At 63.7% G+C, this 21512-nt stretch carries 22 protein-coding genes, 1 tRNA gene and 1 pseudogene; 18 read left to right on the top strand and 6 right to left on the bottom strand.

Annotated features, from left to right (window positions below; genetic code table 11):
* Positions 1-69: 69 nt before the first annotated feature.
* A complete protein-coding gene (locus AC1DYC_RS22850; protein ID WP_477410076.1) occupies positions 70-366 on the top strand; it encodes a hypothetical protein in 297 nt (98 codons plus the stop codon).
* Positions 367-369: 3 nt separating this feature from the next.
* Positions 370-692, top strand: a pseudogene (locus AC1DYC_RS22845) (low molecular weight protein tyrosine phosphatase family protein).
* Between the two features lie 232 nt (positions 693-924).
* Here the strand turns inward: AC1DYC_RS22845 and AC1DYC_RS22840 are convergent.
* Together AC1DYC_RS22840 and AC1DYC_RS22835 are read right to left on the bottom strand one after the other, a co-directional pair.
* Entirely contained in the window at positions 925-1113 is a 189-nt protein-coding gene (locus AC1DYC_RS22840; protein WP_477310947.1) for a hypothetical protein, read from the bottom strand.
* Between the two features lie 7 nt (positions 1114-1120).
* Positions 1121-1324: a hypothetical protein gene (locus tag AC1DYC_RS22835; protein ID WP_477310949.1), complete on the bottom strand. Its 204-nt coding sequence runs from the start codon at positions 1322-1324 to the stop codon at positions 1121-1123.
* Between the two features lie 175 nt (positions 1325-1499).
* Here AC1DYC_RS22835 and rsmI point away from each other — a divergent pair, with 175 nt between their 5' ends.
* Together rsmI and AC1DYC_RS22825 are read left to right on the top strand one after the other, a co-directional pair.
* The gene (rsmI, locus tag AC1DYC_RS22830; RefSeq protein WP_477410075.1) at positions 1500-2405 is read left to right on the top strand and encodes a 16S rRNA (cytidine(1402)-2'-O)-methyltransferase; all 906 of its coding nucleotides are present in this window, start codon (positions 1500-1502) and stop codon (positions 2403-2405) included.
* Complete coding sequence (locus AC1DYC_RS22825) at positions 2398-2775, top strand: YraN family protein (RefSeq protein WP_477410074.1); 378 nt, start codon at positions 2398-2400, stop codon at positions 2773-2775. Before rsmI ends, AC1DYC_RS22825 begins: the two co-directional genes overlap by 8 nt.
* A 179-nt stretch (positions 2776-2954) precedes the next feature.
* Here AC1DYC_RS22825 and AC1DYC_RS22820 read toward each other — a convergent pair whose 3' ends face one another.
* On the bottom strand, positions 2955-3761 hold the full coding sequence (locus AC1DYC_RS22820; protein WP_477410073.1) for an undecaprenyl-diphosphate phosphatase: 807 nt from the start codon (positions 3759-3761) through the stop codon (positions 2955-2957).
* Positions 3762-3930: 169 nt separating this feature from the next.
* On the opposite strand from AC1DYC_RS22820, the gene AC1DYC_RS22815 reads away from it, so the two are divergent.
* The 10 genes from AC1DYC_RS22815 (at position 3931) to AC1DYC_RS22770 (ending at position 16740) form a co-directional block, all read left to right on the top strand.
* The gene (locus tag AC1DYC_RS22815; RefSeq protein ID WP_352557875.1) at positions 3931-4623 is read left to right on the top strand and encodes a glutathione S-transferase family protein; all 693 of its coding nucleotides are present in this window, start codon (positions 3931-3933) and stop codon (positions 4621-4623) included.
* On the top strand, positions 4604-5758 hold the full coding sequence (queG, locus tag AC1DYC_RS22810) for a tRNA epoxyqueuosine(34) reductase QueG (RefSeq protein WP_477410072.1): 1155 nt from the start codon (positions 4604-4606) through the stop codon (positions 5756-5758). Before AC1DYC_RS22815 ends, queG begins: the two co-directional genes overlap by 20 nt.
* Positions 5755-6657 (top strand): SDR family oxidoreductase, encoded by a 903-nt coding sequence (locus AC1DYC_RS22805; RefSeq protein ID WP_477410071.1) that lies wholly within the window; start codon positions 5755-5757, stop codon positions 6655-6657. Before queG ends, AC1DYC_RS22805 begins: the two co-directional genes overlap by 4 nt.
* 64 nt (positions 6658-6721) lie before the next feature.
* Positions 6722-7819, top strand: coding sequence for a penicillin-insensitive murein endopeptidase (gene mepA, locus AC1DYC_RS22800; protein WP_477410070.1), 1098 nt, complete (start codon positions 6722-6724; stop codon positions 7817-7819).
* Positions 7820-7909: 90 nt separating this feature from the next.
* On the top strand, positions 7910-8929 hold the full coding sequence (locus AC1DYC_RS22795) for a glucokinase (protein WP_477410069.1): 1020 nt from the start codon (positions 7910-7912) through the stop codon (positions 8927-8929).
* Between the two features lie 169 nt (positions 8930-9098).
* Complete coding sequence (locus AC1DYC_RS22790; protein WP_477410068.1) at positions 9099-10958, top strand: ABC transporter ATP-binding protein; 1860 nt, start codon at positions 9099-9101, stop codon at positions 10956-10958.
* Positions 10955-11776 (top strand): 4-hydroxy-tetrahydrodipicolinate reductase, encoded by an 822-nt coding sequence (gene dapB / locus AC1DYC_RS22785; protein WP_477410067.1) that lies wholly within the window; start codon positions 10955-10957, stop codon positions 11774-11776. The genes AC1DYC_RS22790 and dapB overlap by 4 nt, the downstream gene beginning before the upstream one ends.
* Positions 11777-11803: 27 nt before the next feature.
* Positions 11804-12424, top strand: a complete 621-nt coding sequence (locus tag AC1DYC_RS22780) for a 2,3-bisphosphoglycerate-dependent phosphoglycerate mutase (protein ID WP_477410066.1) — start codon at positions 11804-11806, stop codon at positions 12422-12424.
* A gap of 75 nt (positions 12425-12499) precedes the next feature.
* Positions 12500-12584 (top strand) — tRNA-Leu (locus AC1DYC_RS22775).
* A 958-nt stretch (positions 12585-13542) separates the two neighbouring features.
* Positions 13543-16740 (top strand): amino acid permease, encoded by a 3198-nt coding sequence (locus AC1DYC_RS22770; protein WP_477410065.1) that lies wholly within the window; start codon positions 13543-13545, stop codon positions 16738-16740.
* Between the two features lie 200 nt (positions 16741-16940).
* On the opposite strand, the gene AC1DYC_RS22765 is transcribed toward AC1DYC_RS22770, so the two are convergent.
* Positions 16941-17498: a DUF6428 family protein gene (locus AC1DYC_RS22765; RefSeq protein WP_477410064.1), complete on the bottom strand. Its 558-nt coding sequence runs from the start codon at positions 17496-17498 to the stop codon at positions 16941-16943.
* Positions 17499-17540: 42 nt separating this feature from the next.
* Here AC1DYC_RS22765 and AC1DYC_RS22760 point away from each other — a divergent pair, with 42 nt between their 5' ends.
* From AC1DYC_RS22760 to arsC, 3 genes are read left to right on the top strand one after another with little or no spacing between them, the layout of a single operon-like run.
* Positions 17541-17897: an ArsR/SmtB family transcription factor gene (locus AC1DYC_RS22760; RefSeq protein WP_477410063.1), complete on the top strand. Its 357-nt coding sequence runs from the start codon at positions 17541-17543 to the stop codon at positions 17895-17897.
* Complete coding sequence (locus AC1DYC_RS22755) at positions 17890-18585, top strand: aquaporin (protein ID WP_477410062.1); 696 nt, start codon at positions 17890-17892, stop codon at positions 18583-18585. Before AC1DYC_RS22760 ends, AC1DYC_RS22755 begins: the two co-directional genes overlap by 8 nt.
* Positions 18582-19004 (top strand): arsenate reductase (glutaredoxin), encoded by a 423-nt coding sequence (gene arsC, locus AC1DYC_RS22750; RefSeq protein WP_477410061.1) that lies wholly within the window; start codon positions 18582-18584, stop codon positions 19002-19004. The genes AC1DYC_RS22755 and arsC overlap by 4 nt, the downstream gene beginning before the upstream one ends.
* Here the strand turns inward: arsC and AC1DYC_RS22745 are convergent.
* Positions 18982-19500, bottom strand: a complete 519-nt coding sequence (locus AC1DYC_RS22745; RefSeq protein ID WP_477410060.1) for an N-acetyltransferase family protein — start codon at positions 19498-19500, stop codon at positions 18982-18984. The genes arsC and AC1DYC_RS22745 overlap by 23 nt on opposite strands.
* Before the next feature lie 99 nt (positions 19501-19599).
* Between AC1DYC_RS22745 and AC1DYC_RS22740 the strand changes: the two genes are divergently transcribed.
* A complete protein-coding gene (locus AC1DYC_RS22740; protein ID WP_477410059.1) occupies positions 19600-20796 on the top strand; it encodes an MFS transporter in 1197 nt (398 codons plus the stop codon).
* Between the two features lie 210 nt (positions 20797-21006).
* On the opposite strand, the gene AC1DYC_RS22735 is transcribed toward AC1DYC_RS22740, so the two are convergent.
* A complete protein-coding gene (locus AC1DYC_RS22735) occupies positions 21007-21288 on the bottom strand; it encodes a hypothetical protein (RefSeq protein ID WP_477410058.1) in 282 nt (93 codons plus the stop codon).
* Between the last annotated feature and the right edge of the window lie 224 nt (positions 21289-21512).

Below are 21512 nucleotides of genomic sequence, written 5' to 3'. Positions count from 1 at the left end.
GAGCCGAGGGCGCGCAGCGCCGCATCCGAGATGAGTCCTTCGATGAAGTTCCTGATTCACGAGACCTTGATGACATTGAACACGGATGATGTGTTCGAGTTTGGATTGACCGAAATCTTGAGATCTCCAGAGCATGACGACCTATTTGAGGCTCAGGTGATTTTCATCAGGAACGCAACGGTCACATCGAAACTAAAATTGTCCCACTTGAGCGAATTCAGCGTTGTCCTCAGTTTCATAACATATATTGGAAATAAGCTTCGCGGGATCGCCAAGGATGAGTTGTTCGAGTTTGATCTGAATGGACTCACATTTGATCAGTACATCCCACTCAGCAAAAATCAGCGTGAGATCTGGGATGAGTAGTCGGTGAGGAACGTTCTCTTTGTCTGCAGCCAGAACCGTTTGCGCAGCCCGACCGCCGAGCAGGTGTTTTCAAAACGCCGGGATATCGAGGTTGCCTCGGCCGGCACCAATCACGATGCCGATACGCCGCTGACGCATGAACTGGTGGCGTGGGCCGACATCATCTTCGTCATGGAAAGGCGCACCGCACCAAACTGCAGAAGAAATTCAAGACGAGCCTGAAGAAGGCTCGGCTGATCTGCCTCGATATCCCGGATGACTATGAATTCATGGATCCGGTGTTGGTGCGATTGCTGGAAGTGAAGGTGCAGCGATATCTGGGCTGACTGATGTGGTTGGCGTTTCACACCCACGCCTTCGTCATCCTCGGGCTTGACCCGAGGATCCATGCCGTTGAGGTTAAGGCGTTGCAGCGGTTCAGAATTCCGCGCCGCTGCATCCTTCGGCAGACGTCACGGAATGAATCCTAGGGTCTGCGCCGCGTCGCTTCGCTCCTTGCTTCGCCCTAGGATGACGAAGGCAGGGCTGTGCCCGTCAATCGCAAAAGGCTTTCTGTGGCTAAGCGTCGTGCTTGAAGCGGCGCTTGCCGCGGTCCTTGTCGGCATGCGCGTCGCCGTTCCGGACCGGCTTGGCGTCGGCCTTGTCGCGGCGGACGCTGTGCTGGTCGTTCATCGGATGCGGCGGCACGCTTTCCCTGGCGCTCTTGGTTTCAAGACGGGTGATGAAGATATCGAAACGGTTGGGCATCGTCCGGTCAGTGCTCCGTCGTGCTTTCGGTGTCGATCTCGATTTCGGTGCGGGCCTCGGCAAGCACGCTGCGCAGAAGCCGCTTTCCAGCTTCCCTGCGGATAGCCTCGTCCCGGGCTTCGGCTGATTGGCTTTTGTCGCGCGGCGCAGCGAAGCGCTTGCGCCCGGCATAGTAGGGCTCGAAAACGTCCTGCAATTTCAGGCTGTCCATCCTGTCCTCCTCCTCAAGAGACTCAGGTATTCAATCCGCCGGCCACGGTTTCGTTCCCCACTATGGCAAAGACATGGCGGCCGGATTACTTCCGCGTGAGGTTGGGCGCGCGAGATCTGGCGTTTTGCAACCGCGCCTGCGCCGTGCCAAACAGGGCCGAACGGAGATGTGAGCGGTGACCGGCGAAAAACACAGCTATGTGATCGGCCAGACCGAGATGCCGGCCCGACCGCTAGAACCGGCGCTGTATCTGGTGGCGACGCCGATCGGCAATCTCTCCGACATCACGCTGCGCGCGCTGGAAACGCTGGCCGCCGCCGACATCGTCGCTTGCGAGGACACCCGCGTCTCGCGCGTGCTGCTCGACCGCTACGGCATTCGGCGGCGCACCACGGCCTATCACGAGCACAATGCCGGCGAGGCCGGACCGAAGCTGATCGCGGCACTCGAGGCCGGGCAGAGCGTGGCGCTGATTTCGGATGCCGGCACGCCGCTGATCTCCGATCCCGGCTACCGGCTGGTCGGCGAGGCGCAGGAGCGCGGCCTGCGCGTGGTGCCGATCCCCGGACCTTCGGCGCCGCTGGCGGCACTCACCGCTTCCGGCCTGCCGTCGGACGCCTTCCTGTTCGCGGGCTTTCTGCCGGTGAAATCAGGGCAGCGGCTGACCAAGCTGGAGACGTTCAAGACGGTGCCGGCGACGCTGATCTTTTTCGAATCCCCTCGCCGGCTGGCCGAGACATTGGTCGCCATGGTCGAGGCGCTGGGCGGTGAGCGAAAGGCTGCCATCGGCCGCGAGCTGACCAAGACTTTTGAAGAGATGCGCACCGGCACGCTGCAGGCGCTGGCCGACCACTATGCGGCGGCCGACACGCCGAAGGGCGAGATCGTCATCTGCGTCGGGCCCGCCGAGGTCAAGGCCGACCAACCCGCCGACATCGACCGGCTGCTGCTATCGCTGGCCGCCGAAATGCCGGCGTCGAAGGCGGCAGCGGAAGCGGCGAAGATGACCGGCGGGCAGAAGCAGGCGCTGTATCGGCGGCTGCTGGAACTCAAGGACGGCGGAGAAGGCAGCGGTGGCTGAGCGGCCGGCCGCCAGCCGCCAAAAGGCCTATCGGCGCGGCCATCGCGGCGAATGGCTGGCGGCGGCGGCGCTGATGCTGAAGGGCTACCGCATTCTCGCGCGCCGTCATCGCACCCGCTTCGGCGAAATCGACCTGATCGCAAGGCGCGGTGACCTGGTGCTGTTCGTCGAGGTCAAGGCGCGGCGCACGCTGATGGAAGCGATGGAGGCGATCGGCCACGAATCCGAGCGTCGCATCGAGGGCGCCGCCGACATCTGGCTGTCGCGGCAGCCGGATTATGGAAAACTGTCGATGCGTTTCGACATGGTGGCGGTGCTGCCCTGGCGCTGGCCGGTGCATGTCGAGAATGCGTTTTATGGGAGGAGCTGAAGCCCTTTACCCTCCCCCTTGTGGGGAGGGTCGGTGAGCAGGCGACGCGAAGCGTCGTAGGCGAACCGGGGCGGGGGTATGGCGCCGCCCCCCACCCCGATCCGCTTTGCGGATCGACTTGCCGGGGCGAGCCACGTGTCTCGCCCGTCCTTCGGACCCCCACAAGGGGAGGGTAAAGCTCACCCCCAGATCATCAACGCCACCAACCCGACGCCACCCACCACCAGGCGCCACCAGCCGAACAGCGAGTAGCCGTTGCGCGAGACGTAATCGAGCAGGAAGCGCACGACGAACAGCGCGGTGACGAAGGCGGCGACGAAGCCGATGGCGATGATCGGCAGGTCGGCCGTGGTCAGCACGTTGCGGTTCTTGAACAGGTCGAAGGCGAAGGCGCCGACCATGGTCGGGATGGCGAGGAAGAAGGAGAATTCGGCCGCCGCGCGCTTGTCGACGCCCAGAAGCAGTGCGCCGACGATGGTCGAACCGGAACGCGACGTGCCGGGGATCAGCGACAGGCACTGGAACAGGCCGATCTGCAGATAAAGCCTTGTCGGGAAGCGCTCGACATCGCGGTAGACCGGCTGCAGCTTCATGCGGTCGACGACCAGCAGGATGACACCGCCGATGATCAGCATGATGCAGATCAGCCTTGGCGATTCGAACAGCACCGTCTTGATGAAATCATGCGCCAGCGCGCCGATGATGGCGGCCGGCAGGAAGGCGATCAGGATGCCGAGGACGAAATGCCGCGTCAGCCGGTCATGCGGCAGGTCGAGCAGCATCTGCCACAGGCGGCGGAAATAGACGCTGAGGATCGCCAGGATGGCGCCGAGCTGGATCAGGATCTCGAAGGCCTTGCCGGTGGAATGGAAGCCGAGAAAGTGGCCGGCGAGCAGGATATGGCCGGTCGAGGAGACCGGAATGAACTCGGTCAGCCCCTCGAGCAGGCCGAGCAGCAGGGCTTCGACAATGGTGTGGCTATCCATGGCAACCTCGGCATTCAAAGTGACGGAAGGAAACGGCTTGCAAATGGCTTGCTTGTCACGGCGGGCAAGTCCCCCTATAGGTCGCAACACCGTGACGGCCGCATGACGGGCCGCCAAGACTTACCGGTGCGCCCTGCGATTCGCCAGTGCGCTGAATTATCGCGGAACCATGCTGACGCTTTTCCATCACCCGATGTTCGCCACCTGCCGCTTCGTTCGCCTCGCCTTCGGCGAGTATGGCGAGGAGCTGGCGTTGATCGAGGAAAAACCGTGGACGCGGCGCAAGGAATTTTTGGCGCTGAACCCGGCCGGCACCTTGCCGATCCTGCTTGCCGAAGGCGACGTGCCGATCGTCGGCGCTATGGTGATCGCCGAATATCTCGACGAGACGCGCGGCGTCTTGAAGCGCGACAAGCGCCTGTTTGCCGAAGACCCGATGCAGCGCGCCGAAATCCGCCGTCTCACAGACTGGTATCTCAACAAGGCTGAAGGCGAAGTGACCCGACATCTGGTGCGCGAACGCGTGCTGAAGCCGATCATGCCGGAGACGGCGGGCGGCGGTTCGCCCGATTCTGGCGCGATCCGGGCCGCGCGCGCCAACATCCGCCAGCATATGAAATACACCAACTGGCTGGCCGGCACCCGTCATTGGCTGGCCGGCAGCAAGGTCACCTATGCCGACTTGGCAGCGGCCGCGACGCTGTCGGTGCTGGATTATCTCGGCGAGATCGACTGGCGCGAACACGCCGCAGCGCGCGAGTGGTACACGCGGGTGAAGTCGCGGCCGTCGTTCCGGCCGCTGCTCTCCGACCGGGTGCGCGGCCTGTCGCCGGTGTCGCATTATGCGGACCTCGACTTCTAGAAGCCAAACCTTGCGCGCGCTGATCGACGCAGAGGCGCGGCGCGCCGGCTTCGATGCCGTCGCCGTCACCACCCCCGATGCCATCCCGCTGGCACCAGCCAGATTGGCCGAATTCGTCGCCGACGGCTTTCACGGCTCGATGGCGTGGATAGCCGAGACACTCGCGCGCCGCAGCGAGCCTTCGACGCTATGGCCCGAGGTGCGCTCGATCATCGTGCTGGCGATGAATTACGGGCCAGACCGCGATCCGCGTGCGCTGCAGGCAAGACGCGATCGCGGCGCGATCTCCGTCTATGCGCAAAACCGCGACTATCACGAAATTATGAAGGGCCGGCTGAAGGAGATCGCCGGCAAGATCGTGGCGCGGGCCGGCGGCGACGTGAAGGTTTTTGTCGATACGGCGCCGGTGATGGAAAAGCCGCTGGCTGAGGCCGCCGGGCTCGGCTGGCAAGGCAAGCACACCAACCTGGTCAGCCGCGAGCACGGCTCCTGGCTGTTCCTCGGCACCATCTTCACCACCGCCGAGCTCGAGCCCGACGCGGCCGAGGCAGACCATTGCGGCTCCTGCCGCGCCTGCCTCGATGCCTGCCCGACCGATGCCTTTCCGGCACCCTACCGCCTCGATGCCAGGCGCTGCATCTCGTACCTCACCATCGAGAACAAGGGCCCGATCCCGCACGAATTCCGCGACAAGATCGGCAATCGCATTTACGGCTGCGACGATTGCCTTGCCGCCTGCCCGTGGAACAAGTTCGCCCGCGCCGCCTCGGAAGCAAAGCTTGCCGCCCGCGCCGAATTGCGTGAGCCGAAGCTTTCGGAGCTGTTGCAGCTGGACGACGCGGCGTTCAGAGCCTTCTTCTCGGGCTCGCCGATCAAGCGCATCGGCCGCGACCGCTTTGTCCGCAATGTGCTGATCGCCGCCGGCAATTCTGGAGATGCTTCGCTGGCCGGCGACGTTCGCGCCTTGCTTGGCGATGCCTCTCCTTTGGTGCGCGGTGCGGCGGTGTGGGCGCTGGCGCGGCTGGTGCCGGATACCGAATTCAGCGAGCTGGCCGCTGCCGGCTCGAAAACCGAAACCGACGCGACAGTGCGCGACGAATGGCTGTCCGCGCTGCCAATTGAGGCGCATGCATGAGCGAAAAGCAGGTCTTCATCTTCGGCGCGGGCTATTCGGGCAAGGCGTTTGCCCGCGCCAACAAGCAAGTCGTGCCGGTTTTCGGCACCACGCGCACGCCGGAAAAGGTCGAATCTCTCAGGCAGACAGGCATTATGCCGTTGCTCTTCGACGGCGCGCTGACCCCTGAAATCAGCGACGCGCTGGAGAAAACCACCCACATGGTCGTCTCGGTGGCGCCGGAAGAGGCCAGTGACCCCGTGCTGAATGCGGCGCGCCAGGCGATCGCGGCGATGCCGGCACTTGAATGGATCGGCTATCTCTCGACTGTCGGCGTCTATGGCAATTATGACGGCGCCTGGGTCGACGAGACGGCCGCTTGCCGGCCGGTGTCGAAGCGCTCGGCAATGCGGGTGGCGGCCGAGCAGGACTGGCTGGAGCTTGGCCGCGAGATTGGCAAGCCGGTGGCAATCCTGCGGCTTTCCGGCATTTACGGGCCGGGCCGCAACGCTCTGGTCAATCTGGAGAACGGCACCGCACGGCGGCTGGTCAAGCCCGCCCAGGTGTTCAACCGCATCCATTGCGACGACATTGCCGGTGCGCTGTGGCATCTCATTGGCGGCAATACGGGCGGCATTTTCAACGTCACCGATGACGAGCCGGCGCCCCCGCAGGATGTCGTTACTTATGCCGCTTCGCTGATGGGCGTCGAGCCGCCGCCGGAAATTCCTTTCGAGACCGCCCAACTTTCGCCCATGGCGCGGTCCTTCTATGGCGAGAACAAGCGCGTCGCCAACAAGGCGATCAAGGACGCCGGATATCGGTTCCGCTTTCCGGATTACCGCAAGGCGTTCGACCGGATGTGGGCCGACGGCAGCTGGCGCGACGGCGAGCCGCGCAGCCCGATGAAGCGAGCGTAATCGAAACGCGGCGACGGGCGTGGTATGATTCGCCGAGTTGCGCGGCTTGTTGCAGAGGGGGCTCATGACGATTTCGATGCGATCCTTGCCCGGCAGACGGCCGTTCCTGACGGCGGCACTGGCGATCGTGGCACTGGCCGGACTGGCGGCGGGCGCAATCACGGCCGAGCCGCGCGCAAAAGACCTGTTCGGCGCCAAGAAGCTGCCGGCGGTGGCCGCGGCGCAATCCTTCGGCTTCTATTCCAGGGGCTGCTTCACCGGCGGCGTCGCCATTCCGATGGACGGCCAGAACTGGGAAGTGATGCGTCCCTCGCGCAACCGCCGCTGGGGCCATCCAACGATGATCGCGCTGATCGAGAAACTGTCGCGCGACGCCGCCGCCGATGGCTGGCCGGGCCTTTTGATCGGCGATATCTCGCAGCCGCGCGGCGGGCCGATGCTGACCGGGCACGCGTCGCACCAGATCGGCCTCGACGCCGACATCTGGCTGACGCCGATGCCCGACCGCAAGCTCACCACCCAGGAGCGCGAAAACATCAGCGCCACGCTGATGGTCGACGACAAGACGCACCTGGTGAAGGATCGGCTGTGGAAGCCGATGCACACGCAGTTGCTGAAGCGGGCGGCCAGCTATCCCGAAGTCGAGCGCATCCTGGTCAATCCCGGCATCAAGAAGAAGCTCTGCGACACTGTCACCGGCGACCGCTCCTGGCTGCGCAAGATCCGGCCGTTCTGGGGCCATGACTATCATTTCCACATCCGTATCGGCTGTCAGCCGGGCTCGCCCAACTGCAAGGGACAGGAAGCGACGCCCGACGATGACGGCTGCGGCAAGCCGCTGGCCTGGTGGTTCACCGAGGAGCCGTGGCGCCCCAACAAGAACCCGGATGCGCCCAAGGCGCGCGACGTGATGACGATGGCGAACCTGCCGAAACAGTGCCAGTTCGTGCTCGACCAGCCCGATGCCGACTCCGTTGAAGCCGTCACCTATCGCGGCGGCGGCGTGCCGATCGCTGCCAGGGCGCCGGAACCGGACGCGCCTGCGCCGCCGATTGCCGGCAACGCCGGCGGCTTGCCAGGCACGGCCAACGCCTTCACCGCCACGCCCGAGATCGGCATTCCCCTGCCAAGGCGACGGCCGCCGGCAAACGTCGGTCAGTAATGGCGAACTGACGCTTTCCCTTTTACGGGCCATGCGCTAGTCAATCGATTGAAACGGCGCAACGTCGCCACAAAGGGGACGACCAAGAGTATGGCAGTCGACGACGACGCAGCGTTGCGGTTTCCAGTGCTGATCGGCGATATTGGCGGCACCAATGCGCGCTTTTCGATCGTGCTCGACGCGAATTCGGAAGCCGGCGAGCCGCAGATCGTGCAGACGGCCAATTTCAACACCATCGACGAGGCGATCCAGGCCGCGGTGCTCGACCGCTCCTCCATCCGGCCGAATTCGGCGGTGCTGGCGATTGCCGGGCCGGTCGATGGTGATGAGATCCCGCTCACCAACTGCCCCTGGGTGGTGAAGCCGAAGCACATGTTTTCCAATCTGGGCCTGAGCGACATCGTCGTGCTCAACGATTTCGAGGCGCAGGCGCTGGCCGTCGTGGCGCTCGGCGAAGAGCATATGGAAAAGATCGGCGGCGGCACGCCGGAGGAGAATGCCGGACGCGTCGTGCTCGGTCCCGGCACCGGGCTCGGCGTCGCCGGGCTGGTGCATGCCCTCAACCACTGGATACCGGTGCCGGGCGAAGGCGGCCATATGGACATCGGCCCGCGCACACCCCGTGATTTCGAGGTTTTTCCGCATATCGAGAAGCTCGAAGGCCGCATTTCGGGCGAACAGATCCTGTGCGGGCGCGGCTTGGTCAATGTCTACAGGGCGGTGGCCAAGGCGGACGGAAAACCGTCGCCCTTCACCACGCCGGCCGAAATCACCGGAGCGGCGCTGGCCAAGACCGATCCGGTCGCCGAGGAAGCGCTGGCGCTGTTCGTCACTTGCCTCGGCCGCACCGCGGGGGATCTGGCGCTGGTGTTCATGAGCCGCGGCGGCGTGTTTTTGACCGGCGGCATTGCGCAAAAGATCGTGCCGGCGCTGAAGGAGGGCAATTTCCGCGCCGCCTTCGAGGACAAGGCGCCGCACAGCGCGCTGATGCGCTCCATGCCGGTCTATGTCATCACCCACCCGCTGGCAGCCCTTCTCGGCCTCGCCGCCTATGCCCGCAACCCCTCGCTGTTCGGGGTCCAGACCGCGGGACGACGCTGGCGGGTGTGATCCATTTCGTACCGAACATGGGACTTTTCCGGGAAAAGGTTGCCGCTTTCGTGACCCCAACCCTGGGTCGCGACGAAGTTTCGCCATAGGCAAGCCGTAGCCGGGGCGGTAAGAGGGGGCCGAATTCCAGCCCGCTCTATGACGCGGAAACCGACAAAGCGCTGCAGATTTGACATTCCAAAGCCCAAACAGATTGAAGGTGCGGCCGACCGAGGTCTCGGCCGTGCTGCGCCGCATCCTGGCTGAAAACAGCCGTGACTATCGCTGGCACTATGCCGTCGCCATCATCTGTTCGCTGCTGGTTTCGGGCACGACGGCCTTCAGCGCCTGGATCATGGCGCCGATGGTCAACCAGATATTCTACGAACGGCAGGGCGGCGCCGTCTTGTGGATCTGCGCCGGTTTCATGGGCGCCTTCATGATCCGCGGCTTCGCCGGTTACGGCCAGGCGGTAGCGCTGGCCACTATCGGGAACAATCTGGTGGCGCGCTACCAGAGACGCATCTTCGATCATCTGATGAAGCTCGGCGTCGACTTCTTCAACGACACGCGTTCGGGCCGGCTGGCGGCGCAGGTCAACGAGAATGTCGGCGGTATTCGCGACCTTTTGTCGTTGACCATCGTCTCGATCACCCGCGACGCCGTCACGCTGGTCGGCCTTGTCGGCGTCATGATCTACCAGGATCCGGTGCTGTCGCTGAGTTCGCTGCTGATCGGACCGCCGCTGATCTGGGCCGTCGTCTACATCACGCGTCGGGTACGCAAGATCAACCGGGAATCGGTGCTCATCAATTCCCGGCTGATCGGGGCGGTGCAGGAGGCCACGCAAGGCATCGCCATCGTCAAGGCCTTCACCATGGAGGAGGAGCTGTCGCGCCGCATCGGCGAGCTTGCCGCAACGGCGGAGCAGCGCAGCAACAAGATCGCCCGCGTCTCGGAACGGCTGTCGCCGATCTCCGACATGCTGGCTGGCCTCGCGGTGACCGCAGTCATCGGCTATTCCGGCTATCGGGCACTGGTGCTGGGCCAGCCGCCGGGTGCGGTGTTTTCGTTCATCACCGCGCTGATCCTGGCCTATGACCCGGCGCGACGTCTGGCGCGCATGCAGGTCAGCATGGAGCGGGCGCTGGTCAATGCGCGCATGATCTACGAGCTGCTCGACCGCGAGCCGAAGCAAGGCGACGCGCCAGGCGCCGCAGAGGCACATTTCGCCACCGGCGCCGTGCGGTTCAACAACGTGTCCTTCCGCTATGTCGAGGAAGTGCCGGTGCTGCAGGATCTGAGCTTTACCGCCGCCGCCGGCAAGATGACCGCCATCGTCGGCGCCTCGGGCGCCGGCAAGACGACATTGGTGGCGCTGCTGCAGCGCTTCTACGATGTCGATGCAGGCACGATCGAAATCGACGGCCAGGACATTTCCAAGGTCACCAAACACTCGCTGCGAAGCTCGATCGCCTATGTCTCGCAGTCGCCCTATCTGTTCGAAGGCACCATCCGCGACAACATCCGCTATGGCCGGCTTTCGGCCACCGACGCCGAAATCGAACAGGCGGCGATCCAGGCCGCGGCCGACGACTTCATCCGCCAGCAACCGCAAGGCTACGACACGCCGGTCGGCGAAAGCGGCGCGACGCTGTCGGGCGGCCAGCGCCAGCGCGTCTCGATTGCTCGCGCCATCGTGCGCAATGCGCCGATCCTGCTGCTCGACGAGGCGACCTCGGCGCTCGACAACGAGGCCGAGGCCCGCGTCCAGGAAGCGCTCACCCACGTCATGGCCGGCCGCACCACCATCGTGATTGCGCACCGGCTGTCGACCGTGGTCAATGCCGACCACATCATCGTCATGGAGCAGGGCCGGCTGGTCGAAGAAGGCACGCATGCCTCGCTGATGGCCGATCCGCACAGCGTTTATGCCCGGTTCCACCGGGTGCAGGGCAAGAAGGGGCTGGGGCTTGTCGACGACGCCAAGCCAATCCAAACTCCGCTGCCGCGTTCGCGTGGAAAGAAGGTGGTGGGGAGGACCGTATGAGCGAATCCGGCGATATGGGCCTGGTGGTGGTGGGGGCGGCCGGCCGCATGGGCCAGACGCTGATCCGCGCCATCCATTCGATGCCGGGGGCGCGCGTCGTCGGCGCGGTCGAGCGCACCGGGTCGCCCTATCTCGGCAAGGATGCGGGCGAACTCGCCGGCATCGGCATCATCAATGTGACGATATCGGACGACCCGCTGCCGGTGTTCGCCAAGGCCGACGGCGTGCTCGATTTTACCGCGCCGGCAGCCACCGTCGAATTCGCCGGCTATGCCGCGCAGGCGCGCATTGCCCATGTCATCGGCACCACCGGCTGTTCGGCCGAAGACAATGCGAAGATAGAAGCGGCAGCGCGCCATGCGACCATCGTCAAGTCCGGCAATATGAGCCTCGGCGTCAATCTGCTGGCAGTGCTGGTCGAGCAGGCGGCGCGCGCGCTCGACGGCGACGATTTCGACATCGAGATCCTCGAAATGCACCACAAGCACAAGGTCGACGCACCGTCGGGCACCGCACTGCTGCTCGGCGAAGCGGCGGCCGCGGGTCGCGGCATTCCCCTTTCCGGCAACGATGTGCGGGTGCGCGACGGCCACACCGGCGTGCGCAAGCCTGGAACGATCGGCTTTGCCAGTTTGCGTGGCGGCTCGGTGGTCGGCGACCACAGCGTCATCCTGGCCGGCACTGGCGAGCGCATCACACTGTCGCACCATGCCGAGGACCGCGCGATCTTTGCCCGCGGCGCGGTCAAGGCCGCGCTCTGGGCACGCGGCAAGAAGCCGGGACTTTATTCCATGCGGGACGTGCTCGGCCTGAGCTGACCCTACCCACAACTCGAAGGAGCAAACATGTCGGGAACTCTCGTGCTCGTGCGCCACGGCCAGAGCGAATGGAACCTGAAGAACCTGTTCACCGGCTGGCGCGATGTCGACCTGACCGAACAGGGCCACAAGGAGGCCAAGGAAGCCGGCCAGAAACTCAAGGCGCGCGGCTTGAAATTCGACATCGCCTTCACCTCGGCGCTGATCCGGGCGCAAAAGACCTGCCAGCACATTCTCGACGCCGTCGGCCAGAGCGACCTGCAGACGATCCGCGACCAGGCGCTGAACGAGCGCGACTATGGCGACCTCTCCGGCCTCAACAAGGATGACGCGCGCAAGAAGTGGGGCGAAGAGCAGGTGCACATCTGGCGCCGCTCCTATGACGTGTCGCCGCCCGGCGGCGAAAGCCTGAAAGACACCGGCGCCCGCGTCTGGCCCTATTACCTGCACGACATGCAGTCGCACGTGCTGAGGGGCGGCACGGTGTTGGTCGCCGCGCACGGCAATTCGCTGCGCGCCCTGATCATGGCGCTGGACGGCAAGAGCGGCGAGGAGATCGTCAAGCTCGAACTCGGCACCGGCGTGCCGGTGATCTACAAGCTCAACGCCGATTCCACAGTGGCGTCGAAGGACGTGCTGGAAAACTGAGCCGGCGCCCTAGGAGCGGGTTTGAAAAAAGCGCGTTGACACCTGTCGCTTGCCCGCTTACATGAGCCCGCACCAGCCCAGATGGCGGAATTGGTAGACGCGCACGGTTCAGGTCCGTGTTCCGCAAGGAGTGGAGGTTCGAGTCCTCTTCTGGGCACCAAATTCCCGTTTCGAACCGCTTAGCGTGGTTGAGACGCCTGACAAAAAGCCCGGTTCGCCCGGGCTTTTTTGTTGCCTGTGGTTCTGTGGCGCCAGCGACCTGACGGAAGCCAATCCGTTCTTCCTTCCCGGCGTCAGGGACTGCCCGAGAATTGAACCCGTTAGCCCTCTTGCCGATAGGCGCCTACGAGGCGGCGAAGCAAGGGCCGGCTGCCATCCACGGTGTCGACTATTTCCTTGAGTTCATCGAAACCGCGAAGTCCGTGTTCCACGGCTATCGATCTTCTCCCGCACAGCTTCGATGTGCTCGACCTCACCAAACAGCGCCAGGTCGAGCAGACCCTCGCGAGCGACTATGACATCGTCATCTTCATGGCGGCGTGGCAGCACATTTTTCGAAAGACATGGGGCGGACGTCGCCGAGCGGGTGGCGGTTGATCTTGCAAGACGGTGCGCGGGAACGTTCATCGCCCTAACTGCGCCCCTGGCGTTCGCCGATGCCTTCACCCACATCACGGAACTGGAAGGCTTCGAACTTGCCCGAGAATGGCGAGGCACCCCAGCAAAAGCCGGTGAACGTGTTGACGATCTACAGCCGCGTTCATCTGCAACTCTCGAACGAGAGCGCTCGGCAACAGTATCATTTTATCGTTAAACAGCCATCGGCGGCTTGTATTCTCGACTATTCGCTTTGTCTTTGCGTCGATGCCCATAGATGAAAGGGCTGACGACTTCGAGAGCGAATGAGATAAGACCCACCGCGCCGGCACGCACATTGTCGAACCGTGTACCCGCCAATCGACAGTGATTATCGAGCGGATCGGCCTTGGTACGAAGTCTTAATATGTCTCACCTAGGTTCATCTTTGACTTCGAGAGCGCTGCGTTAGACAGAAACACCTCTACACAGTTTACGATCGCGAGTCTGACAGCGCTCCGCACTGGAATGGATGTCTCAGAATGCGCGACGTCACCCCTTCTCGACCGCACCCGAGAACCCTGGGATGGGTGGGCACGACAGCGCTCGCCATGGGTGGCAGCAATCAAAGCCTCTTTCTGATCACCGCCCTTTTCGTCGGCCAGGGGAACATTCCCGGCCAGGGAAGCGCCGCGGTTCCGTTGCTCTTCATTGGCCTGCTGCTTGGCTGGGCTGCCGCGCCGGCGTGGACCGAACTGGTTCTCATGTGGCCAAACCGCGTCGGCGGCATCTCTGCGGCGTGTGCGGAAGCTTTCAGGCCTTACAGTCCCGTCCTCTCGGCCTTGACGGGCACTTGCTATTGGTGGGGCTGGGTTCCGACCTGCGGACTGACCGCGATTCTTTCAGCGTCTGCAATCCAGCAATGGTACCTGCCGGGCCTCCCCGTGGAGGCGGTCGCCTGCGGGCTTGTCGCATTCTTTGCGGCAGTCAATCTGTGCGGAATCAAGTGGGTGGTCCGACTGGCGATACCGGTCGCCACGGCCTCCGCAATACTGGCGTTTCTCTCGTCCCTTGTCCCGGTCATCAGTGGCGAAGTCGACTGGCGCAAGGCGACGGATTTTGCGCTGACCAGCCCGTTTGCCGGCCTGTTTGGCGATATCACGTCGGTGATGGCGGGGCTCTACCTGATCGGATTCGCCGCGCCGGCATTCGAGGCTGCAGCCTGCCATGTCGGCGAAACCATCGACCCCAACCGCAACATTCCCCGGGCGATGTGGGCCAGCGCGGCAATGGCCGGCATCTACTTCCTTGTCCTGCCGGTGGTTTGGCTGGGTGTGCTTGGACCGGAGCCGCTCGGCACGGACCTTGCCATGGCTCTCGGGCCGACGTTTGCGCCCCTGTTGGGCAGTTTCGGCAAGGCGGCCGCCATCTGGTTCATCATGTTCAACATGTTCCATGGAACGTTGCAGCCATTGGCAGGCGCCGCGCGGACCCTCGCGCAGCTGAGCGAAGACGGCCTGCTGCCGAGATTCCTGGCCAGCCGCATCTCGACAACGGATTGCCCCTGGGCGGCAACGCTGCTCACCGCTGCCGCGGCAATCGGTTTCATGCTGTGCGGCTATCCCCTCTGGATGATCGCCGCAGCCAATTTCACCTACCTGATCAGCATCTGCATGCCGAACATCGCAGTCTGGCTCTTGCGCCGTGACAGCCCCGATGCCAAGCGACCCTTCCGGGCTCCCAGAGGAACGATCGTCCTTGGCGTGGTCACGGCGGCAATATGGCTGTTGACCGCCATACTGGGCTTCCAGCAGTTTGGCCTTCCTACCGTCCTGTTCGGTCTTGCGTTGGCCTATTCGGGTGCTGCGCTTTACGCCTGGCGCGCCCTGGAGGATCGCCACGCGCTGGGTCTACCCTTGCTGCCGCATACGCTTCACTTGAAGCTTACGGGAGCCATGCTTTTTGTGCTTGTGCTTGACGGTGCCGGCTATTTCCTGGCGATCGGCAGTGTTCCCAACGCCGATGCGTCCCTGATCGCCGCGCTGGAGGACATTTTTGTCGTTGTCGCGTTGATGACCATCAGCGTCGGCCTGGTCATGCCGGGAATGATTACCCATTCGGCAACCGAGGTGAGCGACGCAGCAAAGCGTTTGACATCCGGAACCCTGAAGGACTTCTCCCTCGCCATGGCTGCTCTTGGGCGTGGAGACCTCGCTGCAGCGCACGCCTCCGTGAACATCATGCCGGTGCAGGTAAACTCTCGTGACGAACTCGGAGAGATGGCCGAAAGCTTCAACCTGCTCCAGGACAAGGTGAGGGAAGCCGCCCACGGCCTGGACGAAGCGCGCGAGAACATGAACGTAGCGCGCACCGAACTCATGGCACGGCACGAGCAAATCGCGCATCTCGCGCACCACGATCCGCTTACCGGTCTGGCGAACCGAACGGCCCTTGCTGCGCACCTGACCACGACGCTCGAGTGGGCGAGAGCAAAGCATGCCAGCTTTGTCGTGTTCAGCATCGACCTTGATCATTTCAAAGAGACCAACGACGTCTTTGGGCACGCGGCCGGTGACGATCTCCTGTGCACCATCGCCCGGCGTCTTCAGGCTGCGGCGCCGGAGGCCTTTGTCGCCCGCATGGGCGGCGACGAATTCACGCTTGTCCTGGCCCTGGATGAACGACCCGCCGGAGCCAGGGAAGTCGCCGACCGTCTGTTCGAATCGGCGGCGGGCGAATTCGAAATCCGCGGCCAGCACATTTCAATCGGGCTGAGCATTGGCGCGGTGATCTATCCGAGGGACGGAGACAGTGCCGCATCGCTCATGGCAAATGCCGACGCCGCGCTCTACAGAGCCAAGGCGGACGGTCGCCGAATGCTGCAGTTCTTCGACCCGGAAATGGATCGGCGACTGAGAGAACGCTATGCCTTGCAGCAGGATTTGCGATCGGCGGTCACACGCGGCGAACTTGTGCTCCACTATCAGCCGCAAGCCCGCATAGACGGCGAAATCTTTGGTTTTGAGGCACTTGCCCGTTGGCACCACCCAAAACACGGGCTCGTCTCGCCGACCGCGTTTGTCTCCCTTGCCGAACAGGACGGCACGATCGTCGAAATAGGGGAATGGACGCTCAGGCAGGCCTGCAAGGACGCCGCCTCCTGGGCCACCCCCTTGCAGATCGCGGTCAATCTTTCCCCTGTGCAATTCCGTTTCGGGGACCTGGTGGGTCTCGTTCATTCGATCCTCTACGAGACCGGCCTTGCGCCGGGGCGTCTGGAACTGGAAATCACGGAAGGGGTTCTCATCCGCGATCGGGCAACTGCACTGTCGGTTCTGCGGCGATTGAAGGCGTTGGGCGTCAGGGTCTCCATGGATGATTTTGGCACCGGATATGCCTCGCTTTCCTCGCTGCAGGCGTTTCCATTCGACAAGATCAAGATCGATCGCAGTTTTGTTTCGGGTGTCGGTTCGAACGTCCAGTCAGCCGCTATCGTGCGCACGATACTCAGCCTGGGGAATGCACTGGCCTTGCCTGTCATTGCAGAGGGCGTTGAAACGGAAGACGAGCGGGTTTTCCTGATGAAGGAAGGATGTCCCGAGATACAGGGGTATCTGGTGGGGCACCCGCATCCAATAGCGCTCTATAAAGATGTGACGGATGGCTTATCTCCAGGATCTGCCTTGGGGGATTCCGACGTATCCTCCGCTGCAGCCCAGGCGTTTGGCGTGACAGGATAGTATTGGGCGGAGATCGTGGCCTGCGCTGTCGGCCGCGTCATCGATCAGGCTCATTCCTGAACGGATCCAAAAATCCCTCCAAAGTGCCCGTCCGGGCCGTACGGTCGAAACCATGGCTCAATCGACCAATACGACCGCCGCCCGCCGCGACCAGATGTTTCCCGTCCAGGGCGACACCGGTATCGAGCGCATGCGCCGGTTCAGCGAGGTGAGTTCTTAGTGCCGCCGGCGAGCATATCGTCACTTGCCGGTCCGCAGCATGACGCGCTGATCTTCTGTTGCTCCTCAAGCCAGCGGTCGCGCGGCTTGCAGCTTGCCGGCCGGGGTGACAGCTCGACATGCACGGCGTTGGCGACAATGTCCGGCATGGCGGCGCGGTAGAGCTGCATCGGCCGCACGCCGTCGCTGACCTCGAAGGTCAGCTTGGCCGAATGGTCGAGCCCGACATGTTCGGTGACCTTGCGGATGATGGCGGAGAATTTGGCCGCCGGCATGTGCGTGCGGTCGTCGTTCACGTCCCACAGCTGCACGAAAATCTCCGACCAGGATTCGGGGTTGGCGCCGCAATCCAAGGCCGCGAACTGGCCGGCCTTCACCTCGGTGACGTGATAGCCGGGCTGCACGGCGCGGCCGTCATAGAAAAACACCAGCGGCTTTTCCTTGTGTGCCGCGAGGAACCCGAGCAGGCCGTCAATGGTGATGTCGGCGGGATCGGATATCGCGGCACGGTCAAATTCGGTGTTGTCAGCGGCGAGCATCTGCGATAATCCTCATTTCGATATTTTTAGGATTGTTGAAATATGGATGAACGTCAAGCCCTTTCCGCCTTCGGGGCACTGTCACAGGAAACGCGGCTGAAGCTGCTGCGGTTGCTGGTCGTTGCCGGCCCGGACGGCATCGCCGCCGGCGCGCTGGCGGAGCAGGTGGAGGTCTCGGCTTCGAATGTCAGCTTTCACCTGAAGGAGTTGGAGCGCGCCGGCCTGGTCACCACCCGGCGCGACTCCAGGTCGATCGTCTACAGCGCCGAATATGACGCGCTGACCGGCCTTATCCGGTTCCTGATGGAGGATTGCTGCTCCGGCCGGCCGGAGATCTGTTCGCCGGCGCTCAACCCGACGTGCTGCGTGCCGCAAAAGGGAAGCCGCGCCGATGCCTGAATACGGTGTGCCGCGCCGTGTCGCGGCCGAGGCGCTGGGCACGGCCTTCCTCGTCGCCACCGTGGTCGGCTCCGGCATCATGGCCGAGACGCTGACCCAGGACAAAGCCGTGGCGCTTCTCGGCAACACGCTGCCGACAGGCGCCATTCTGGTGGTGCTGATCACCCTCCTGGCGCCCATCTCCGGCGCGCATTTCAATCCGGCAGTCACGCTGGTCTTCACGGTGCTGAGGCAGTTGCCGATGCGCGTTGCCGGTCTGTACGTCGTGGCGCAAATCCTGGGCGGCATCGTCGGCACGGTGACGGCGCACGCCATGTTCGGCCAGGCCCTGGTCCAGGCGTCAGCACATATCCGAACGGGTGCGGCGCAGTGGCTCTCCGAAGGGATTGCCACCTTCGGTCTGGTCGCCGTCATCCTGGCCGGCTTGCGCTTCGAGCGGACCGCCATTCCCTGGCTGGTCGGGCTCTACATCACGGCCGCATACTGGTTCACGGCGTCGACGTCCTTTGCCAATCCGGCCGTGGCTGTCGCCCGCTCGCTGACCAACAGCTTTTCCGGCATCCGGCCGGCCGACCTTCCCGGCTTCATCCTTGCCGAGATTGCCGGCGCACTCATTGCCGCGGCCGCAATGCGCTGGCTGCTCATTCCCGCCGACACCACACCAAAAGCCGAAAGGGCAGGGCCGTGACCATCACCATCTATCACAACCCCGATTGCGGGACGTCGCGCAACACGCTCGCTCTCCTCGTGGCGAGCGGCGAGACGCCTGTCGTCATCGAGTATCTGAAAAATCCGCCCTCGCGCGAACGGCTGGTGGCGCTGCTCGAGGCCATGGACTTACCGGCGCGCGCGCTGTTGCGCGAAAAGGGCACGCCCTATGCCGAGCTGGGTCTGGCCGATGCCAAATGGAGCGAGGAGGAGCTGATCGACCAGATGCTCGCCCACCCCATCCTCATCAACCGGCCGATCGTCGAGACGCCGCGCGGCACCCGGCTTTGCCGGCCGTCCGAGCTGGTGCTGGATTTGCTCGACCACCCGGTTCAGAACTTCGTGAAGGAAGACGGCGAGAGGGTCGCCTACCGGCCTAAAGCGGCAGATGCTTCATGAAATAGATGGAGACTTTCGGCTGGCCATGCGGGTCGACAAAGTGATGCGGGACAGAGCCGACCTCGTGCCAGTCGAGCCGCCGGTAAAGCCGCTCGCTGGCACCGCCCTCGACCGTATCGAGGAGGAGCAGGGACCGTTTTCTAGCCATGGCCTCACGCTCGACAGCCTGCATGAGAGCGAGGCCGATGCCTTGCCGCTGAAAGTCGCGATGAACGAGGAGTTTGTAGACTTCGGCCCGGTGTGGCGCGTTCGGCTCCGGCGAAAGATAAAGTTGGACCGTGCCGACGACACGGCCGTCCATATCGGCACAGATGAGGAGCCGTTCGCCTTCCCTCACCGAACGGAAAACACCCTCCCAATGAGCCAGCGCCTGAGGCTCATCGAAAGGAAGCACGAAGCCGACGAGCGCCCCGTCTTCGACGCTCTGGGCCAGCATCTCGGCCAGGGCGCGAACATGAAGCCTTGCCTCATTCTCATCAAACACGGCGATGCGCATCGGGTCTTTCCTCTAGAGAGCTCACAGATAGCGGGCTTTGACGGGCGCGTGAAGGCACCGACGATAGACGCTTCACGAGTCTCCTGGGAGCATGCCTGAATGGCTACAATCCCAAGCCGTCCTGTCATCGTCACGACGCTCGGCCTCACGCAGATCATGGCATGGGGCTCCTCCTACTATCTGCCGGCCGTCATTGGCCCTGCCGTGTCGGCACAGACCGGCTGGCCTTTTCCTTGGGTGATCGGCAGCCTGTCGCTCGGACTGCTCGTCGCGGGCCTGATATCGCCGCATGTCGGGGCGGCGATCGAACGCCATGGCGGCCGCATGACGCTTGCCTTCAGCGCCGTCGGCCTCGGCATCGGCCAGGCGGTGGTGGCCGTATCGCCGACGCTGGCCGTCTTCGTCGCCGGCTGGCTGATCATGGGTTTCGGCATGGGCGCCGGCCTTTATGACGCCGCCTTCAGCACGCTCGGACGGCTGTATGGGCGCAATGCCCGTTCGACCATCACCAGCCTGACGCTGTTCGGCGGTTTCGCCAGCACGGTGTGCTGGCCGATTTCGGCATTTCTGCTCGATGCGTTCGGCTGGCGCGGCGTGTGCCTGGTCTATGCGGCACTCCAGCTTGTGGTGGCATTGCCGGCCTATCTGCTCATCCTGCCGCGCGGCGTTCCGGCTGACGCGTCAGCCCAGACGACTGCCGCGCCGGAAACCGGCCTGGCGCCGCGCAGCCTGCCCCTGATGGCGACGCTGGCGGCAAGCATCACGCTGTCAGCCGTCATATCGTCGACCTTGTCGGTACATCTGCTGACCGTGCTGCAATCGACCGGTCTGGCGCTGGGCGCGGCGGTCGGCCTGGGCGCACTGGTCGGCCCTGCCCAGGTCGGCGCCCGCGCCATCGAGATGACGATCGCCCGCTATCACCATCCGATCTGGACCAAACTGGCATCGGTGACGTTTGTGGTCATAGGCGTGGCGACGCTCTGGACCGGCCTGCCGGTGCTGCCGGTGGCCCTGATATTCTACGGTGCCGGCATCGGCCTGGAATCGATCGCGCGCGGCACGCTGCCGCTCGCCCTGTTTGGCGCCAACGGCTATGCGAAGCTGATGGGCCGGCTCGCCATGCCGAGCTTGATCGCCCAGGCTGCGGCGCCGCCCGTCGGCGCGCTACTCCTGCAACATACCGGTGAGCGCGGATTGCTGAGCGTACTGCTCGGGCTCGCGCTGATAAACGTCGCGCTGGTCGGCGCGCTGTTTACCCTTAGGCGCAGTGCCATGCGGCCTGTTCGCACCAGCTAACCGCAAGTTGCAAGGCACGCCATTCGGCGTCGAGCAGGTGTTTCAGGTCAGGATCAGGCCGGCCAACAAGACCGCGAAGAGCACCGAAGCCGGCACGGCAAGAAGCCACCGGGCTTCTAATAGGCTGTTGTGTGGGTCATCCATTTTCTTGTTCCCCGGTGAAAAGCTGGCTCCAGCGCTCCTCCCGCGCTGGAGCCGCAGCCGATCGGCTCAACCGCCGGAGGCGGGAGCCGGGGCTGGAGCCGCCGGCGCAGGGGCGGGCGCCTCAACCTTGGGCGTAGAGGCAGGCGCCTCAGCCTTGGGAGCAGAGGCGGGCGCCTCGACCTTCGGCACATCCACTTTCACGTTGATGTCTTGTCCACCACCACCGCCATTGAGATTGATGACGCCGGTGACAAAAAGCAGGGCAACGATAGCGACGATTGCAACAACAATCGCTACCGCCGTTCCTGCGCCCCCTCCAGAATTCACAACAGTTGGTCCGTCGGCCATGTCTTCCTCCTTTTAAGTTTCTCGAGGCGCAACGGCGGCTGTAAGCCTTTGTTCCTGCTCAGGGTATTCAGTCGTAATACGATAAGACTTCAGTCTGAACCGGAGCGGCTTCGAAACACACACGCCTTCCCTATCTGGTCAGCCAAGGAAACCCGCGCCACTCGCACCTGCCGGTCACCAGACATTCCGAGCCTCGTTCGGCGGCCCGGAGCGTGTTTCGGATG

This window comes from Mesorhizobium sp. P2_E7, assembly GCF_056403855.1.
Note: the sequence above shows the minus strand (reverse complement) of the source record. Positions and strands in the feature narration are given on the sequence as shown.

Coding starts and splice junctions, on each gene's coding strand:
- AC1DYC_RS22850 (WP_477410076.1), top strand. CDS start 70: ATGACATTGAACACGGATGATGTGTTCGAGTTTGGATTGACCGAAATC.
- dapB (WP_477410067.1), top strand. CDS start 10,955: ATGAGCGAATCCGGCGATATGGGCCTGGTGGTGGTGGGGGCGGCCGGC.
- AC1DYC_RS22770 (WP_477410065.1), top strand. CDS start 13,543: ATGCGCGACGTCACCCCTTCTCGACCGCACCCGAGAACCCTGGGATGG.
- AC1DYC_RS22815 (WP_352557875.1), top strand. CDS start 3,931: ATGCTGACGCTTTTCCATCACCCGATGTTCGCCACCTGCCGCTTCGTT.
- AC1DYC_RS22755 (WP_477410062.1), top strand. CDS start 17,890: ATGCCTGAATACGGTGTGCCGCGCCGTGTCGCGGCCGAGGCGCTGGGC.
- AC1DYC_RS22765 (WP_477410064.1), bottom strand. CDS start 17,498: ATGCTCGCCGCTGACAACACCGAATTTGACCGTGCCGCGATATCCGAT.
- AC1DYC_RS22835 (WP_477310949.1), bottom strand. CDS start 1,324: ATGGACAGCCTGAAATTGCAGGACGTTTTCGAGCCCTACTATGCCGGG.
- AC1DYC_RS22840 (WP_477310947.1), bottom strand. CDS start 1,113: ATGCCCAACCGTTTCGATATCTTCATCACCCGTCTTGAAACCAAGAGC.
- AC1DYC_RS22740 (WP_477410059.1), top strand. CDS start 19,600: ATGGCTACAATCCCAAGCCGTCCTGTCATCGTCACGACGCTCGGCCTC.
- AC1DYC_RS22735 (WP_477410058.1), bottom strand. CDS start 21,288: ATGGCCGACGGACCAACTGTTGTGAATTCTGGAGGGGGCGCAGGAACG.
- mepA (WP_477410070.1), top strand. CDS start 6,722: ATGACGATTTCGATGCGATCCTTGCCCGGCAGACGGCCGTTCCTGACG.
- AC1DYC_RS22820 (WP_477410073.1), bottom strand. CDS start 3,761: ATGGATAGCCACACCATTGTCGAAGCCCTGCTGCTCGGCCTGCTCGAG.
- AC1DYC_RS22780 (WP_477410066.1), top strand. CDS start 11,804: ATGTCGGGAACTCTCGTGCTCGTGCGCCACGGCCAGAGCGAATGGAAC.
- AC1DYC_RS22745 (WP_477410060.1), bottom strand. CDS start 19,500: ATGCGCATCGCCGTGTTTGATGAGAATGAGGCAAGGCTTCATGTTCGC.
- AC1DYC_RS22760 (WP_477410063.1), top strand. CDS start 17,541: ATGGATGAACGTCAAGCCCTTTCCGCCTTCGGGGCACTGTCACAGGAA.
- AC1DYC_RS22795 (WP_477410069.1), top strand. CDS start 7,910: ATGGCAGTCGACGACGACGCAGCGTTGCGGTTTCCAGTGCTGATCGGC.
- AC1DYC_RS22805 (WP_477410071.1), top strand. CDS start 5,755: ATGAGCGAAAAGCAGGTCTTCATCTTCGGCGCGGGCTATTCGGGCAAG.
- queG (WP_477410072.1), top strand. CDS start 4,604: ATGCGGACCTCGACTTCTAGAAGCCAAACCTTGCGCGCGCTGATCGAC.